Source organism: Streptomyces sp. A3M-1-3 (assembly GCF_024213665.1).
Classification (GTDB): Bacteria; Actinomycetota; Actinomycetes; order Streptomycetales; family Streptomycetaceae; genus Streptomyces.
Window position 1 is genome coordinate 41,374 of record NZ_JANAVP010000009.1, and the last position, 16,411, is coordinate 57,784.

The 16,411-nt window shown below is 71.2% G+C and carries 14 protein-coding genes; 12 read left to right on the forward strand and 2 right to left on the reverse strand.

Annotated elements, in window-relative coordinates:
- The first annotated feature begins 26 nt into the window (after positions 1-26).
- The 9 genes from NLX86_RS12400 (at position 27) to NLX86_RS12440 (ending at position 12,290) form a co-directional block, all read left to right on the forward strand.
- Positions 27-845 carry a DUF3017 domain-containing protein gene (locus NLX86_RS12400; protein WP_254371709.1) on the forward strand — a complete coding sequence of 273 codons (819 nt, stop codon included), beginning with the start codon at positions 27-29 and terminating at the stop codon, positions 843-845.
- A gap of 77 nt (positions 846-922) precedes the next feature.
- On the forward strand, positions 923-2,143 hold the full coding sequence (locus NLX86_RS12405; RefSeq protein ID WP_254371710.1) for an NADP-dependent isocitrate dehydrogenase: 1,221 nt from the start codon (positions 923-925) through the stop codon (positions 2,141-2,143).
- 266 nt (positions 2,144-2,409) lie between these two features.
- Complete coding sequence (locus NLX86_RS12410; RefSeq protein ID WP_254371711.1) at positions 2,410-3,450, forward strand: XRE family transcriptional regulator; 1,041 nt, start codon at positions 2,410-2,412, stop codon at positions 3,448-3,450.
- 166 nt (positions 3,451-3,616) lie between these two features.
- On the forward strand, positions 3,617-4,606 hold the full coding sequence (locus NLX86_RS12415) for a malate dehydrogenase (RefSeq protein WP_254371712.1): 990 nt from the start codon (positions 3,617-3,619) through the stop codon (positions 4,604-4,606).
- A 230-nt stretch (positions 4,607-4,836) separates the two neighbouring features.
- Positions 4,837-6,339 carry an aldehyde dehydrogenase family protein gene (locus NLX86_RS12420; RefSeq protein WP_254371713.1) on the forward strand — a complete coding sequence of 501 codons (1,503 nt, stop codon included), beginning with the start codon at positions 4,837-4,839 and terminating at the stop codon, positions 6,337-6,339.
- Between the two features lie 48 nt (positions 6,340-6,387).
- Entirely contained in the window at positions 6,388-7,941 is a 1,554-nt protein-coding gene (locus NLX86_RS12425) for a GMC family oxidoreductase (protein WP_254371714.1), read from the forward strand.
- On the forward strand, positions 7,938-8,996 hold the full coding sequence (locus tag NLX86_RS12430) for a glycine betaine/L-proline ABC transporter ATP-binding protein (RefSeq protein ID WP_254371715.1): 1,059 nt from the start codon (positions 7,938-7,940) through the stop codon (positions 8,994-8,996). The genes NLX86_RS12425 and NLX86_RS12430 overlap by 4 nt, the downstream gene beginning before the upstream one ends.
- Before the next feature lie 340 nt (positions 8,997-9,336).
- Entirely contained in the window at positions 9,337-11,319 is a 1,983-nt protein-coding gene (locus NLX86_RS12435; RefSeq protein ID WP_374213870.1) for an ABC transporter permease subunit, read from the forward strand.
- A complete protein-coding gene (locus NLX86_RS12440) occupies positions 11,316-12,290 on the forward strand; it encodes an ABC transporter substrate-binding protein (RefSeq protein WP_374213871.1) in 975 nt (324 codons plus the stop codon). Before NLX86_RS12435 ends, NLX86_RS12440 begins: the two co-directional genes overlap by 4 nt.
- 65 nt (positions 12,291-12,355) lie before the next feature.
- Here NLX86_RS12440 and NLX86_RS12445 read toward each other — a convergent pair whose 3' ends face one another.
- Complete coding sequence (locus NLX86_RS12445; RefSeq protein WP_254371716.1) at positions 12,356-12,859, reverse strand: carboxymuconolactone decarboxylase family protein; 504 nt, start codon at positions 12,857-12,859, stop codon at positions 12,356-12,358.
- Between the two features lie 47 nt (positions 12,860-12,906).
- On the opposite strand from NLX86_RS12445, the gene NLX86_RS12450 reads away from it, so the two are divergent.
- Positions 12,907-14,313, forward strand: a complete 1,407-nt coding sequence (locus tag NLX86_RS12450) for a PLP-dependent aminotransferase family protein (protein WP_254371717.1) — start codon at positions 12,907-12,909, stop codon at positions 14,311-14,313.
- A gap of 6 nt (positions 14,314-14,319) precedes the next feature.
- On the opposite strand, the gene NLX86_RS12455 is transcribed toward NLX86_RS12450, so the two are convergent.
- On the reverse strand, positions 14,320-14,637 hold the full coding sequence (locus tag NLX86_RS12455) for a type II toxin-antitoxin system PemK/MazF family toxin (RefSeq protein WP_374213872.1): 318 nt from the start codon (positions 14,635-14,637) through the stop codon (positions 14,320-14,322).
- Positions 14,638-14,918: 281 nt separating this feature from the next.
- Here NLX86_RS12455 and NLX86_RS12460 point away from each other — a divergent pair, with 281 nt between their 5' ends.
- Positions 14,919-15,197 (forward strand): hypothetical protein, encoded by a 279-nt coding sequence (locus NLX86_RS12460; protein WP_254371718.1) that lies wholly within the window; start codon positions 14,919-14,921, stop codon positions 15,195-15,197.
- A gap of 22 nt (positions 15,198-15,219) precedes the next feature.
- Positions 15,220-16,401: a glutathionylspermidine synthase family protein gene (locus NLX86_RS12465; RefSeq protein WP_254371719.1), complete on the forward strand. Its 1,182-nt coding sequence runs from the start codon at positions 15,220-15,222 to the stop codon at positions 16,399-16,401.
- Positions 16,402-16,411 lie beyond the last annotated feature (10 nt).

Consider the following 16,411-nt stretch of genomic DNA (forward strand, 5'->3'; position numbering starts at 1 on the left):
AGCGCACAGGGACGAGAGGGCGAGACATGGCGGCAGAAGCACAGCCGGAAGACAGTGCGGCGGCCCACCCCAAGGGCGTCGCCGGCCGCCCCGGGCCCACGCCGGACGCCGGGCGCGTGCCCGAGGGCGGCCCTACGTCGGAGGGCCGGCCCGAGCGCGGTCCAGTACGCGAGCCCCAGGGCGGTGCGGAGGCCGAGGCCGCGCAAAAGCCCGAGGGAAGCCCCGCGGCCAAGCCCTCGGCGAAGCCGGAGTCACAGCCCGAGCAGGGCCAGGCCGAGCCCGGCCAGCCCGAGCCCAGCCCGGCGGCTGAGTCCCGGCCGCAGGCCGAGTCCCGGCCGCAGCCCGAGTCCCGGCCGCAGGCCGAGCCCCAGCCCCAGGCCGAGCCCCAGCCCCAGCCCGTGCCCCAGCCCGAGGTCAACGGGGTGGTGAGTGCTCCCGGGGCTGATGGGGTTGCTGTGCGGGCCTCGCGGCGGTTTCCTCCTGTCACCCGGGACACCGCCCGGCCCGAGGGCGGCGGCCGGGCCGCTCCCAGTGACGCGCCTGCCCCCGCGCGGCAGTGGCCGATGCTCGCCGTGCTCGGCGCGACCGCCGCCGGGCTGGTCGTCACCGCCGTCGGCTACGCCCGCATCGGCTGCCTGGTCATCGGCCTCGCGCTGATCGCCGGCGCCGTACTGCGCCGCGTACTGCCCTCGGTGGGCATGCTCGCGGTGCGCTCCCGGTTCACGGACATGGTCACGTACGGACTCCTCGGCGTGGCGATCACGCTGCTGGCGCTGGTGGCGCAGCCCAAGCCGTGGCTGGAGCTGCCGTTCCTGGAGGACGCCGTGCACTTCACGATCCGGTAGCCGGACACTTCTCCCGACGTCGAGTATCTTGATGGCGAGATAAATTCGGCAGATGCGTGAGGGGGATGTTCCGCCTCATGGCCAAGATCAAGGTAGTCAACCCCGTCGTTGAGCTCGACGGCGACGAGATGACCCGCATCATCTGGTCCTTCATCAAGGACAAGCTGATCCTTCCGTACCTCGATGTCGAGCTGAAGTACTTCGACCTGGGGATCGAGCACCGCGACGCCACCAAGGACCAGGTGACGACCGACGCGGCCAACGCCATCAACGAGTACGGCGTCGGCGTCAAGTGCGCCACGATCACGCCGGACGAGGCGCGCGTCGAGGAGTTCAACCTCAAGGCGATGTACCGCTCGCCGAACGGAACGATCCGTAACATCCTCGGCGGCGTGATCTTCCGTGAGCCGGTCATCATGGGGAACGTGCCGCGGCTCGTCCCCGGCTGGACCAAGCCGATCGTCGTCGGCCGTCACGCCTTCGGCGACCAGTACCGCGCCACCGACCTCAAGGTCCCCGGCCCGGGCACCCTCACCATGACCTTCACGCCGAAGGACGGTTCCGAGCCCATCGAGCTCGAGGTCCACGAGTTCCCCGGCGCCGGCGTCGCGCTGTCGATGTACAACCACGACGAGTCGATCCGCGACTTCGCGCGGGCCTCGTTCCGCTACGGCCTGGCCCGCAACTTCCCGGTGTACATGTCCACGAAGAACACGATCCTCAAGAAGTACGACGGTCGCTTCAAGGACATCTTCCAGGAGGTCTTCGACGCCGAGTTCAAGGCGGACTTCGAGAAGGCCGGCCTCACCTACGAGCACCGCCTGATCGACGACATGGTCGCCTCGGCCCTGAAGTGGGAGGGCGGCTACGTCTGGGCCTGCAAGAACTACGACGGCGACGTCCAGTCCGACATCGTCGCGCAGGGCTTCGGCTCGCTCGGACTGATGACCTCGGTCCTGATGTCCCCCGACGGAAGGACCGTCGAGGCCGAGGCGGCGCACGGCACGGTCACCCGCCACTACCGCCGGCACCAGCAGGGCAAGGCGACCTCGACCAACCCGATTGCGTCGATCTTCGCCTGGACCCGGGGCCTGGCCCACCGCGGCAGGCTGGACGGCACCCCCGAGGTCACCAGGTTCGCCGAGACGCTCGAACAGGTCTGCATCGAGACCGTGGAGGGCGGCCAGATGACGAAGGACCTCGCGCTGCTCCTCTCGAAGGACGCCCCGTGGCTGACCACGGAGCAGTTCCTGGACGCGCTGGACGTCAACCTGCAGAAGAAGATGGCCTCCTTCTGATCCGCTCCTGAAAGCACCGACCGCCGCCCGTCCGACTCCTCCGGGAGCGGGCGGGCGGCGTCGTCCCCGCGGGGTGGGACACTGGTCCCGGCTACGGGACATCCGGCGCGCAAGGGGGCGCATCGCTGTCCCGAATGCCCCCGTGCGCCCCGGCCCAAGGAACTGACATCCTGGCCCGGCGCATCCCTCTGGGTAGCCGGCCAGAGGTCGCAGGGGGCACAGCAGGGCGCATATCAGGCACGTACGGGGGGACAAGGGGGGAAGCAATGCCTCGTTGGAGGGCGCTACCGGAGGAACTCGACCCGCAGGTCAGGGAGTTCGCCAGCCAGCTGCGCAGGCTCGTCGACCGCAGTGGGCTCAGCATCGCCGCGGTGGCGGACCGAACCGGCTACAGCAAGACGTCCTGGGAGCGGTATCTGGGCGGCCGGCTGCTCGCACCCAAGGGCGCGGTTGTCGCACTGGCCGAGGTGACCGGCACCAATCCGGCCCACCTGACCACCATGTGGGAGCTCGCGGAGCGTGCGTGGAGCCGGTCCGAGATGCGGCACGACATGACCATGGAGGCGATCCGGATCTCCCAGGCGCGTGCCGCGCTCGGCGAGTTCGGGTCGGCGGGCGCGGGTGCGGGCACGGCCGGGGGAGCCAGGAACGGCCGCGCGGGCGCGGCCGGTCACGCCGCTGCGCCACGGGCCGGCGGCGGCTCCGCCAGGGGAGCTGCCGACGGTGGTACGGGGCGCGGTCCCGCGGCGCCGCAGGGGCACGGCCGCCAGGACCAGCCCGCACGCCGCCGGGAGCCGGCGCCCGGCAAGCCGAAGCGCAAGGCGACCATGTTCCTCGCGGGGCTGGTCGGTGCGCTGTTGGTGATCGCGGCCGCCGTACTGCTCACCGACCTGGGCGGCGACGGCGACGGCGGCAAGGTCGCCGAGAAGCCGACGGTCACACCCACCACCAGCGCTCCCGCGCTGCCCGCCGGGGTGAAGTGCACGGGTGCCGACTGCACCGGCAAGGACCCGGAGGTCATGGGCTGCGGCGGCACGCTGGCCACGACCACTGCCAAGGCCACGGTCGGCACGGCCCTCGTCGAGGTGCGCTACAGCAAGACGTGCGGCGCGGCATGGGCCCGTATCACCCAGGCCACGCCGGGCGACACGGTGCGGATAACGTCCGGCGGCTCCGCCGCGCAGAACGGCACGGTGAACGCCGACAGGGACGCGTACACGCCCATGACGGCGGCGGCCGAGGCCACCGAGGCCAAGGCCTGCGCGACCCTCACGACCGGCGTCAAGGGGTGCACCGAGGAGCAGTAGGCAGGCCGGTGGGACGGAGCACGCGCGTTCCACCCGGGGGTGGGGGTGCGCGGTATCCCGGGTCCGATAGCCTGGCCGCTGGAAGTCTCTTCACGTCAAGATTCGTCGGGAGACATCCAGCACCAGGGGCAGGGAGCCCCACCGCCAGCTGTCTACGGAGATCGCCATGACCCGCACTCCCGTGAATGTCACCGTCACCGGCGCGGCCGGCCAGATCGGCTACGCGCTGCTCTTCCGCATCGCCTCCGGCCACCTGCTCGGCGCGGATGTGCCGGTCCGGCTCCGTCTGCTCGAGATCCCGCAGGGTCTCAAGGCCGCCGAGGGCACCGCCATGGAGCTCGACGACTGCGCCTTCCCGCTGCTGCAGGGCATCGACATCACCGACGACCCGAACGTCGCCTTCGACGGCGCGAACGTGGCCCTCCTGGTGGGCGCCCGCCCGCGTACGAAGGGCATGGAGCGCGGCGACCTCCTCTCCGCCAACGGCGGCATCTTCAAGCCGCAGGGCAAGGCCATCAACGACCACGCCGCGGACGACATCAAGGTCCTCGTCGTCGGCAACCCGGCCAACACCAACGCGCTCATCGCGCAGGCCGCGGCCCCGGACGTACCGGCCGAGCGCTTCACCGCGATGACCCGGCTGGACCACAACCGCGCGATCTCGCAGCTCGCCCAGAAGACCGGTGTGGCGGTCTCCGAGATCAAGCGCCTCACCATCTGGGGCAACCACTCGGCCACCCAGTACCCGGACGTCTTCCACGCCGAGATCGCCGGCAAGAACGCCGCCGAGGTCGTGAACGACGAGGCCTGGCTCGCCGACACCTTCATTCCGACCGTCGCCAAGCGCGGTGCGGCGATCATCGAGGCCCGTGGCGCGTCCTCGGCCGCCTCGGCCGCCAACGCCGCGATCGACCACGTCCACACCTGGGTCAACGGCACCGCCGCCGGCAACTGGACCTCGATGGGTATCCCGTCGGACGGCTCGTACGGCGTGCCCGAGGGCCTCATCTCCTCCTTCCCGGTCACCACGAAGGACGGCAAGTACGAGATCGTGCAGGGCCTGGAGATCAACGACTTCTCCCGCGCCCGCATCGACGCCTCCGTCAAGGAGCTCGAGGAGGAGCGCGACGCGGTCCGTGAGCTCGGCCTGATCTGAGCTCGGCCCGATCTGAGCTCGGCCCGATCTGAGCTCGGCCCGATCTGGGGTCGCCTCCTCAGTTCGCTTCCTTATTTCGCCGCTTTACCGACAAAGCGCCCCGCAGTGACCGCTGCCGGGGCGCTTTGCGTTGTCCCGGCAGTGACACCGGACACTTGTGGCCACTGATTGCGCATGCTTCCCCGACTTCAGGGGAGGGGTCCCGTTCTCCAACGGAAGGCAATCGGAACGTGTCGGCACAGCAGACCATTCATGTGGGCGGGGTGTGGCGCGCCGCCGCCTCCGGTGCCACGCGCGAAATCCTCGACCCTGCCAACGGCAGGCCGTTCGCGGTCGTGGCCGAAGGCGCGGCCGAGGACGTGGACGCCGCGGTGTCCGCCGCGCGCGAGGCATTCGACGCGGGGGAGTGGCCCCGTACGCCCGTCGCCGAACGGGCGGCTCTGCTGCGGCGGGTCGCCGGACTGCTCCAGCGCGACCGCGAGGAGATCGGGCTGCTGGAGAGCCGGGACGCCGGCAAGACCCTGGAGGAAGGCCGTGTCGACGTCGACTGCGTGACCGATGCCTTCCGCTACTTCGCCGACCTCGTGATGAACGAGAGCGGCGGACGGGTCGTGGACGCCGGCTCGGAGAAGATCCACAGTGTGGTGGTGCACGAGCCCGTCGGTGTCTGTGCGCTCATCACCCCCTGGAATTATCCGCTCCTCCAGGCGAGTTGGAAGATTGCCCCGGCGCTGGCCGCGGGCAATACTTTTGTGCTCAAGCCGAGTGAGATCACCCCGCTGACGACGATCGCCCTGATCGGACTGCTCGCGGAGGCCGGACTGCCGGCCGGCGTCGCCAACCTGGTCACCGGCGCAGGGGACCCGGTCGGCGCGCGGATGGCCGAGCACCCGGACGTCGACCTCGTCTCGTTCACCGGCGGGCTCGCCAGCGGCACCAAGGTGATGCAGGCGGCCGCCGTCACCGTGAAGAAGGTCGCCCTGGAGCTGGGCGGCAAGAACCCCAACGTCGTCTTCGCGGACGCCTGCGCGACCGACGAGGGCTTCGACACCGCCGTCGACCAGGCGCTCAACGCCGCCTTCATCCACAGCGGCCAGGTCTGTTCCGCGGGCTCCCGTCTCATCGTCGAGGAGTCCGTACGGGAACGTTTCGTCGCGGAACTGGCCCGCCGTGCCGGGCGGATCCGGCTCGGCCGGGGCACCGAGAAGGACGTCGAGTGCGGTCCCCTCGTCTCCGCCGCGCAACTCGCCAGGACCGAGGCGTACGTCGCCTCCGCGCTGGCCGAGGGCGCGGTCCTGCGCGCCGGCGGGGAACGACCCGAGCCCTGCGAAGTCCGCCCCGAGGGCGGCTACTTCTACGCGCCCACCGTGCTGGACCTGTGCCACGGCGACATGCGGGTCGTACGGGAGGAGGTCTTCGGGCCGGTCCTGACCGTGGAGACCTTCCACACCGAGGACCAGGCCGTCGCCCTCGCCAACGACACCGAGTACGGGCTGGCCGGCGCGGTATGGACCGCGGACCCCGGGCGGGCGCGGCGCGTAGCCGGGCGGCTCCGGCACGGGACCGTGTGGATCAACGACTTCCACCCGTACCTTCCGCAGGCCGAATGGGGCGGCTTCGGGAAGTCCGGCATCGGACGCGAGCTGGGGCCGAGCGGGCTCGCCGAGTACCGCGAGGCCAAGCACATCTACCAGAACCTCGACCCGCGCCCGGTGCGCTGGTTCGCGGGCTGACCACCCGTACGTATGCAGGAAAGCAAGAGATCAGAGGGGCAGTTGCTCATGGCCGAATACGACTATGTCGTCGTCGGGGGCGGTACCGCGGGATCCGTCATCGCATCCCGGCTCACCGAGGACCCCGGCATCCGGGTCGCCGTCATCGAGGGCGGGCCCTCCGACGTCGACCGCCCCGAGGTCCTGACGCTGCGGCGCTGGATGGGACTGCTCGGCGGCGACCTGGACTACGACTACCCCACCACCGAGCAGCCACGCGGCAATTCGCACATCCGGCACAGCCGGGCCCGCGTTCTCGGCGGCTGCTCCTCGCACAACACGCTGATCGCGTTCCGGCCGCTGCCGTCCGACTGGGACGAATGGGCCGCCGCCGGGGCCGACGGCTGGGACGCGGCGGCCATGGACCCGTACTTCGACCGGCTGCGGAACAACATCGTCCCGGTCGACGAGAAGGACCGCAACGCCATCGCCCGCGACTTCGTCGACGCGGCGCAGGCGGCGCTCGGCGTGCCGCGCGTCGAGGGCTTCAACCGCACGCCGTTCCACGAGGGCGCCGGGTTCTTCGACCTCGCGTACCACCCGGAGGACAACAAGCGCTCCAGCGCCTCGGTCGCCTACCTGCATCCCTTCCTGGACCGGCCCAATCTGCATATCGCGCTGGAGACGTGGGCGTACCGGCTGGAGTTCGACGGCAGCCGGGCGAGCGGCGTGCGCGTCCGTACCAAGGACGGCGAGGAGCTGCTTGTCGAGGCGGCACGCGAAGTCATCGTGTGCGCCGGCGCGGTGGACACCCCGCGACTGCTGCTGCACTCCGGCATCGGCCCGAAGGCGGATCTGGAGGCGCTCGGCATACCGGTCGTCCACGACCTGCCGGGTGTGGGGGAGAACCTCCTCGACCACCCCGAGTCGGTCATCGTCTGGGAGACGGACGGGCCGATACCCGAGAACTCCGCGATGGACAGCGACGCCGGGCTGTTCGTGCGGCGCGACCCGCACAGCGCCGGGCCGGACCTGATGTTCCACTTCTACCAGATCCCCTTCACCGACAATCCTGAGCGGCTGGGGTACGAACGGCCCGCGCACGGGGTGTCGATGACCCCCAACATCCCCAAGCCGCGCAGCCGCGGCCGGCTGTATCTGACCAGCGCCGATCCCGCCGTGAAGCCCGCGCTGGACTTCCGTTACTTCACCGACCCGGACGACTACGACGGCCGGACGCTCGTCGACGGCATCCGCATCGCCCGCGAGATCGCCGCGACCGCGCCGCTCGCCGGCTGGCTGAAGCATGAGGTCTGCCCGGGCCCCGAGGTGACCTCCGACGAGGCCCTGAGCGAGTACGCGCGCAAGGTCGCGCACACTGTCTACCACCCCGCGGGCACCTGCCGAATGGGTTCCTCCGCTGATGAACTTGCCGTAGTGACCCCGGACTTGAGGGTCCGGGGCCTTGACGGCATCCGTATCGCCGACGCGTCCGTCTTCCCGACGATGCCCGCGGTGAACCCGATGATCGGCGTCCTGATGGTCGGGGAGAAATGCGCGGAACTGCTGTCCGCAGCCAGCCCGACCGATGCCCGCCCGACCGATGGAGGTGACCCGCGATGACCCAGGATCCCCACGTTCCCGTCTTCGCCGTCCGCAACCTGTGGAAGGTCTTCGGGCCCAAGGCCGACCGCGTCCCCGGCAACCCGGAGTACGCGGACCTGTCCGCCGACGAACTGCGCGGCCGCACCAAGTGCACCGCCGCCGTCCGCGACGTCTCCTTCGACGTGCGCAAGGGCGAGGTCTTCGTCGTCATGGGCCTGTCCGGCTCCGGCAAGTCCACCCTCGTACGAACCCTGACCCGGCTCATCGAACCCACCGCCGGATCGATCGCCATCGACGGCGAGGACGTCCTGTCGATGGACCGGGCGCGCCTGCGCGAACTGCGCAGACACCGCGCCGCGATGGTCTTCCAGCACTTCGGGCTGCTGCCGCACCGGTCGGTCATCGACAACGTCGCGTACGGACTGGAGATCCAGGGCGTCGGCAAGGCGGAGCGCCGGGCGCGGGCCGCGGACGTGGTCGCGAAGGTGGGGCTCGCGGGGCTGGAACACCGCCGCCCCGGTCAGCTCTCGGGCGGCCAGCAGCAGCGCGTCGGGCTCGCCCGCGCGCTCGCCGTCGACCCCGAGGTGCTGCTCTTCGACGAGCCGTTCAGCGCGCTCGACCCGCTGATCCGTCGGGACATGCAGGAGGAGGTCATCCGGCTGCACCGCGAGGAGGGCCGCACGATGGTCTTCATCACCCACGACCTGAACGAGGCGCTGCGCCTCGGCGACCGGATCGCGCTGATGCGGGACGGGCGGATCGTGCAGCTCGGCACGCCCGAGGAGATCGTGGGCGCGCCGGCCGACGACTACGTACGGGACTTCGTCCGCGACGTACCGCGCGAGCAGGTGCTCACCGCCCGCACGGCGATGCGCCCGCCCGCCGCGGGCGAGGCCGACGCAGGACCGGCGATCGCCCCGGACGCGACCTGCGTCGAGGCGATCGAGGCGGTGGCCCGCACCGGCGGCCCGGTCCGGGTCGTCGACAACGGCCGCTGCGTCGGCGTCGTCGACCACGAGGCCCTGCTAGCGGTGGTCGCGGGCCTGCCCAAGGACAAGGCGGTCGCGGCATGACCGTGCCGACGCCCCCGCGCGGGGGCCTGTCCCACCCACCCGCCCTTGAAGTGGTGGGGGTCTGCGCCCCCCACCGTCCCCCGCACGCGCCCGCTCCGCGGGCGGGCCGTGTTCGCGCTCGCAGGGCAGCTGGGGACCGTCAGCCGTGGGCCGGCGTCGACAACCGGACCGCCCCGTGGGGCGGGGCCGGTGCCGGGGTGCGTCGGACCCTGCTTGTGCCCGCTCCGCGGCGCGCGGGGGCTGCCCGCTGCGCGCGTACCGGCCTGCGGGCGGGCCGAGTGCTCGAGCTCATGGGCGGCGTTGCCGCCCCGGGCGGCGCCCTCGCCGGGGGGTGGCGCGTGTGACCGCCACCGTTCCTGCCTCCGTCACGGCGGACAAGTCGGCCCCCGCGCCGGGCGCGGCGCGGGCGCGCCTTCGGGTGCCCGTCGTCCGGAAGCTGCTCGCGCTCGCCGTCGCCGCCGTCGTGCTTGTTCCCCTCGGGGTCGGTCTGTGGGGCAGTGGGACCTGGCCCGACGCGCTGAGCGTCGATGTGTCCGGGCCCCTCGACGACCTCAACCAGTGGGTCGTCGACAACCGCGAGACGCATCCGCTCTTCCTGTACTTCCTGCTGCACCTGTCCAACACCGCCACCGACGCCGTCGACGCCGTGTACCAACTGCTCGACGCGCTCGGCTGGGCCGGGGTCACCGTCGCCGCCGTACTGGCCGGATGGCGGGCCGGCGGCCTGCGCGTCGCGGGCACCGCGCTCGGCGCGTTCGCCGTGTGCGGCCTGCTCGGGATGTGGGACCCGACCCTCGTCACCATCGCCCTGATGGTCGTCGCGGTCGCCGTGTCCGCGCTGCTCGGAGTGGCCCTCGGTCTCGCCGCCGGGCTGTCCGACCGGTTCGACCGGGCACTGCGGCCGGTCCTGGACACCATGCAGGTGCTGCCGGCGTTCGCGTATCTCCTGCCATTCGTGCTGGTCTTCGGCACCGGCACGCCCGCCGCGCTCTTCTGTACGGTCATCTACGCCGCCCCGCCGATGGCCCGGCTCACCGCGCTCGGGCTGCGGGGCGCCGACCCCGGCGTGCTCGAGGCGTCCGCCTCGCTCGGGGCGAGCGGGGTGCAGCGGCTGTGGACGGCCCGGCTGCCGCTGGCCCGCAAGGAGATGCTGCTCGGCCTCAACCAGACGATCATGATGGCCCTGTCGATGGTGGTCATCGCCGCCCTCGTCGGCGCCGGCGGCCTCGGCGAAGAGGTCTACGAGGCGCTGTCGACCGTCGACGTCGGCGGCGCGCTCGCCGCGGGTATCCCGATCGTGCTGATCGCCGTGTGGCTGGACCGTACGACCGCCGCCGCCGGCGACCGCATCGGCGCCGCCGTCCCGGGTGACGGCGTCCGGTGGCTGCGCGGATGGCGCGGCTGGGGCCTGGTCGCCGTCGCGACCGGCGCCGCGGCCGCCGTGCGCTCCGGGTCCTGGCCGGACGCGTGGACGTACGCGATCTCGACACCCGTCAACCGCGCCCAGGACTGGATCACCGAGAACCTCGCCTCCGGCGTCCCCGTCCTCGGCGGCACCGAGGTGTGGTCCGACCACTTCACCGCCTGGCTGCTCAACCCGCTGCGGGACGGCCTGGAGTGGCTGCCGTGGTGGTCGCTGCTCCTGCTGGTGGCCGCCCTCGCGTGGCTGGTGGGCACTTGGCGTACCGCGCTCACCGCGACCCTCGCCATGGCCGCGGTCGGCGTGCTCGGCGTGTGGACGGTCTCCCTCGACACCCTCTCCCAGGTGATCGCGGCCGTCGCGCTCACCCTGCTCGCCGGGGTCGCGATCGGCGTACTCGCCGCACGCGCCGGCTGGGTCGAGCGGGGGCTGCGACCGGTCCTGGACGTGCTCCAGACCATGCCGCAGTTCGTGTACCTGATCCCGGTCGTCGCCCTCTTCGGCGTCACCAGGGTCTCGGCGATCATCGCGGCCGTCGTGTACGCGCTGCCCGCCGTCGTCCGGATCACCACACAGGGCGTCAAGGAGGTCGACCCGGCGGCGCTGGAGGCCGCCCGCTCGATGGGAGCGGGAACCCGGCAGCAACTCCTCCAGGTGCAGCTGCCGCTGGCCCGCCCCGCGCTGCTGCTCGCCGTCAACCAGGGCGTCGTGCTCGTCCTGGCGATGGTCATCATCGGCGGCCTCGTGGGCGGCGGCGCCCTCGGCTACGACGTCGTCAAGGGCCTCTCCAAGGGTGAACTCGGCCTCGGTCTGACCGCCGGCGCGGCGATCGTATGCCTCGGCCTGGTGCTGGACCGGATCACGCAGCCCGCCGCCCGTACCCGTAAGGACAACCACTCATGAAAAGAGACCTGTTCCCCATGCGCAGAAGCCACGTCCTCACCGCCGCCGTCTCCGCCCTCGGCATCCTCACCCTCAGCGCCTGCGGCGCCGCCGAGACCGGCAAGAAGGACGACGTGGGCGGGAAGAAAACGGTCCGGCTGACCGTCCCGTCGTGGGTCGGCGCCGAGGCCAACACCGCCGTGGCGAAGCACATCATGGAGAAGGAGCTCGGCTACCAGGTCAAGACCCAGCAGATGGGCGAGGTGCTGGCCTGGGACGCGCTCGCCAAGGGCGACATCGACGCGATCCTTGAGGACTGGGGCCACCCCAAGCAGGAGAAGAGCTACGTCGAGAACAAGAAGACCGTCGTCAAGGGCGGCGACCTCGGTGTCACCGGGCACATCGGCTGGTTCGTGCCGAAGTACTGGGCCGACAAGAACCCCGACGTCACCGACTGGAAGAACCTCAACAAGTACGCCAAGGACCTGCAGACCGGGGAGAGCGGCGGCAAGGGACAGCTGCTGGAGGGCTCGCCCGACTATGTCACGCACGACGACGCGATCATCAGCAACCTGAAGCTGAACCTGAAGACGAAGTACGCGGGCTCCGAGGCCGCCCAGATCACCGAGATCAAGAAGAACGCCAAGGCCAAGAAGCCCTTCCTGACCTACTGGTGGACTCCGCAGTGGCTGAACGCGCAGGTGGAGATGGTGGAGGTGAAGCTGCCCGAGTACAAGGAGGGCTGTGACGCCGACCCGAAGAAGGTCGCCTGCGCCTACCCGAACACGCCGCTGCAGAAGTTCTTCAACGCGGACTTCGCGAAGGACGGCGGCGAGGCCGCGGAGTTCCTGAAGAACTTCAAGTGGACCACCGAGCAGCAGAACGAGGTCGCTGTGATGATCGCGGGCGAGAAGCTGTCGCCGGAGGCCGCGGCCGAGAAGTGGGTCAAGGAGAACGAGTCCACGTGGAAGGCCTGGCTGCCCAAGAAGTAGCCGGTTGAGCGGGTGGTTCGGGGAGTGGGGCGCGGCCCACTCCCCGAACCGGGCGGGCTCCCTGCTCAGCGCTTGTAGGTGCCGGGGGTGTAGTGGCCCGGGACCAGCCGGGTGGTCACGGCGAAGCGGTTCCAGGCGTTGATGACGGTGATGGCCGCGATCAGCTGGGCCATTTCGGCGTCGCCGAAGTGCTTGGCGGCCCTCTCGTACACGTCGTCCGGCACGAAGCCGTCGGTGAGGACGGTGACCGCCTCGGTGAGCTCGATCGCCGCGATCTCCTTCGCGGTGTAGAAGTGCCGCGACTCCTCCCACGCGCTGAGCTGGATGACGCGCTCGACCGTCTCGCCGGCCGCGAAGGCGTCCTTGGTGTGCATGTCGAGGCAGAACGCGCAGTGGTTGAGCTGCGAGGCGCGGATCTTCACCAGTTCGAGTAGGACCGGGTCCAGGCTCCCCTTCCTGGCGGCCGCGTCGAGGCTGATCATGGCCTTGTAGGCCTCGGGGGCGAGCTTCGCCCACTGGAGCCGGGGCGTGTGCTCGGGCGCGTATGCGGTGTTCTCGTTCGTCGTCATGGAGATCACCTTACGGACCAAGTCACCCAGGGGTATGGTCCATTTCCATGATGGATTCCTGGGCCACTTTCGGCGCCGACCTGCATCTGGAGCTGTCCGGTTCCGGGGTGCGCGCGGGGCTCATGGACGCGCTGCGCGAGGCCGTCCGTACCGGGCGGCTGGCGCCCGGCACCCGGCTGCCGTCGTCCCGCTCGCTCGCGGCTGACCTGGGCATCGCCCGCAACACCGTCGCCGACGCGTACGCCGAACTGGTCGCCGAGGGCTGGCTGACCGCCCGGCAGGGCTCGGGGACCCGGGTCGCCCCGCGCTCCGCCCCGCGCCGGGCGGCCGCCCCGCAGTCCGGCCCGCGCCGCTCTGCCCGCCGCCGGCCCACGTACAGCCTGATGCCCGGCTCGCCCGATCTGGCCGCCTTTCCGCGCACGGCCTGGCTGGCGGCCGCCCGCCGGGCGCTGACCGCCGCGCCCAACGACGCCTTCGGATACGGCGATCCGCGCGGGCGCATCGAGCTGCGCGAGGTGCTGGCCGGCTATCTGGCGCGTGCCCGCGGGGTGTACGCGGAGCCGGAACGCATCGTCATCTGCTCGGGGTTCGTGCACGGGCTGATGCTGATCGGCAAGGTCCTGCGGCAGCGGCGGGTGCGGGACGTCGCCGTCGAGTCGTACGGCCTGGACATCCACTGGAACCTGCTCACCGACGCGGGCCTGCGCACCCCCGCGCTGCCCTTCGACGCCACCGGCACCCGGACCGGGGAGCTGGGCGCTCTGCGGCACGCGGGCGCGGTGCTGATGGCACCGGCGCACCAGTTCCCGGTCGGGGTACCGCTGCCGCCGGACCGGCGTGCCGCCGCGGTGGACTGGGCGCGGGCGACGGGCGGGGTGATCCTGGAGGACGACTACGACGGCGAGTTCCGCTACGACCGCCAGCCGGTGGGCGCGCTCCAGGGACTCGACCCCGACCGCGTGGTCTACCTCGGCACGGCCAGCAAGTCCCTCGCGCCCGGCCTGCGACTCGGCTGGATGGTGCTGCCCGCGCAGCTGGCCGGCGAGGTGGCCGAGGCCAAGGGCCAGGCCGACTGGGTGTGCAGCGCGCTGGACCAGCTGACGCTGGCGGAGTTCATCGGCTCCGGCGCGTACGACCGTCATGTCCGCGGTATGCGGCTGCGCTACCGGCGCCGCCGCGACCAGCTCGTCGCGGCCCTCGCCGAACGGGCTCCGGGCGTGCCGGTCACCGGTATCGCCGCAGGCATGCACGCCGTACTCGAACTGCCGCCGGGCACCGAGCGGTCGGTGACCCAGGCCGCGGCCTGGCAGGGGCTCGCGCTGGAGGGCCTGTCCCGCTTCCGCCACCGCGAATCGACGGCGCCGGCGCGAGACGCGCTGGTCGTCGGGTACGGGACACCGCCGGACAGCGCGTGGACGGGCGCCCTGGACGCCCTGTGCCGGGCGCTGCCGTAGGGGGTGTCAGAGGCCGAGGTACCGCAGGACGGCGTGCTCGACCTCGGCCAGTTCCTGGCGGTCCAGGTAGTGCACGGGATCGCCGTGGATAAACGTGACATCGATGGTGCGGATCTGGTCCACCAGGAGCCGCGTCGTCGTGCCGTCGATCTCCAGTTCCGGCCGGAAGACCGATGGCTGGGCGCTGGTGGACGTCGGGATGACGGTGGCCACGCTCCAGGGCATGGAGAACGGGCTGATGACGAGCCCGTACCGGCGACCACGCTGTTCGTGACCCCGCTTGGCGTCGCCGAGGTCGATTCGGTAGACCGCGCCCCGGATCACCAGGCGTCTTCTTCCGCCGAGAGATCCTCGTCGGCCAGTCGCTCCGCGTCGGCGCGGGCTTCGGTGAGAAACGTTTGTGCAACGCCCCAAGCGCGTGGATGGGGATCGAGCGCAGGGCGATGATCTGCCGCGCAACTCATCCCAAGGAGCACGAAGCGGCTGTAGATGAGGAGGGTTTGCGCAGCCGGATTCCGGCGGAGCGAGGGACCCCTCTAGTCTGAGCGGCGGCCGAACAGGCCATGTACATGTACGGGTACACGAAAAGACGGGGACGCCGAAGCATGGCTGTGCGGAAGAAGTTCAGGTCGGGCACGGTCGTGCTCGGCGGCATGGGGGTGCTCGCGGCGATGCTCACGTCCTGCGGCTCCGAGCCGGACGAGCGCTGCGTGGACCCGGTGACCCAGGAAGAACTGCCCGACTACGAGTGTGAGGACAGCGACGGCTCGGGCCGCTACTACTACGGCGGTTCGGTCAGCAACGGCAAGGTCTCGGGCGGCAGTTACGACAAGTCGGCCGTCGACCGCGGGGGCTTCGGCAGCTCCGGTTCCGGCGGCGGCTGAGCCGGCTGAGACGTACGACGTGATGAAGCGCCACACCATCGAACCCCGGCCCGGCTGGCAGCAGACCGTCGAGGAGCAGGGGCTCATCTACCCCCTCACCCGTTTCCCGGACGGCTCGCTGCGACCGTACTGGGACGAGAGCGCGTACTACTCCTTCTCGCTGCCCGAGGTCGAGGCGCTGGAGGAGGTCGTCGAGGAGCTGCATGCGATGTGCCTGGCCGCGGCCGCGCACATCGTCGCGCACGACCGCTTCGCCGACCTGGGCATCACCGATGCACGCCTCGCCCGCCGGATCGCCGAATCCTGGCGGCGGCGCGCGGAACTGCCGTCCCTCTACGGGCGGTTCGATCTCCGGTACGACGGCCAGGGCCCGGCCAAGATGCTGGAGTACAACGCCGACACCCCCACCTCACTGGTGGAGGCGGCGAGTCCGCAGTGGTTCTGGATGGAGGAACGGTTCCCCGGCGCCGACCAGTGGAACTCCCTCCACGAGCGGATGGTCGACGCGTGGAAGCGGCAGGCACACCTGTTGCCGCCCGGTCCCGTGCACTTCGTGCACTCGGACGGGGACGAGCTCGGCGAGGACCTGATGACGGTCGCCTACCTGCGCGAGACGGCCCAGCAGGCCGGGATCACCACCGAGGCCCTCTCCGTCGAACGGATCGGCTGGGACCGGCTGTCCGGCCGCTTCGTCGACGAACGGCTGCGGTTCATCCGCAGCTGCTTCAAGCTCTACCCGTGGGAGTGGCTGACCACCGACCGCTTTGGTCCCTACGTCCTGGACACCCTCGACAACGGCGGCTCCACCGGCACCACCTGCTGGATCGAGCCGGCCTGGAAGATGCTGCTGTCCAACAAGGCGCTGCTCGCCGTGCTGTGGGAGCTCTACCCCGGACACCCGAATCTGCTGCCCGCGTATCTGGACGGCCCGCGCGAACTCGCCCGCTCCCGGGGCTATGTGGCCAAGCCGCTGCTGGGCCGCGAGGGCGCGGGCGTCACCGTGCACGAGCCGGGCGCCGAGCCGGTGCTGCGTGACGAGCCGTGCTGCTACCAGGAGCTGGCCCCGCTGCCCGACTTCGACGGCAACCGCGTGGTGCTCGGTGCGTGGGTCGTCGAGGACGAGGCGGCGGGGCTGGGCATCCGGGAGTCGTCGGGCCTGATCACGGACGAGTACGCGCGCTTCCTCCCGCACGTGATCCTTTAGCCGCCCATCC

Excerpts from the sequence above, each read along its gene's own strand:
- NLX86_RS12450 (WP_254371717.1), top strand. The coding sequence starts at position 12,907 with ATGATGGATTCCTGGGCCACTTTCGGCGCCGACCTGCATCTGGAGCTG.
- NLX86_RS12400 (WP_254371709.1), top strand. The coding sequence starts at position 27 with ATGGCGGCAGAAGCACAGCCGGAAGACAGTGCGGCGGCCCACCCCAAG.
- NLX86_RS12415 (WP_254371712.1), top strand. The coding sequence starts at position 3,617 with ATGACCCGCACTCCCGTGAATGTCACCGTCACCGGCGCGGCCGGCCAG.
- NLX86_RS12445 (WP_254371716.1), bottom strand. The coding sequence starts at position 12,859 with ATGACGACGAACGAGAACACCGCATACGCGCCCGAGCACACGCCCCGG.
- NLX86_RS12425 (WP_254371714.1), top strand. The coding sequence starts at position 6,388 with ATGGCCGAATACGACTATGTCGTCGTCGGGGGCGGTACCGCGGGATCC.
- NLX86_RS12405 (WP_254371710.1), top strand. The coding sequence starts at position 923 with ATGGCCAAGATCAAGGTAGTCAACCCCGTCGTTGAGCTCGACGGCGAC.
- NLX86_RS12430 (WP_254371715.1), top strand. The coding sequence starts at position 7,938 with ATGACCCAGGATCCCCACGTTCCCGTCTTCGCCGTCCGCAACCTGTGG.
- NLX86_RS12410 (WP_254371711.1), top strand. The coding sequence starts at position 2,410 with ATGCCTCGTTGGAGGGCGCTACCGGAGGAACTCGACCCGCAGGTCAGG.
- NLX86_RS12460 (WP_254371718.1), top strand. The coding sequence starts at position 14,919 with ATGGCTGTGCGGAAGAAGTTCAGGTCGGGCACGGTCGTGCTCGGCGGC.
- NLX86_RS12465 (WP_254371719.1), top strand. The coding sequence starts at position 15,220 with ATGAAGCGCCACACCATCGAACCCCGGCCCGGCTGGCAGCAGACCGTC.
- NLX86_RS12440 (WP_374213871.1), top strand. The coding sequence starts at position 11,316 with ATGAAAAGAGACCTGTTCCCCATGCGCAGAAGCCACGTCCTCACCGCC.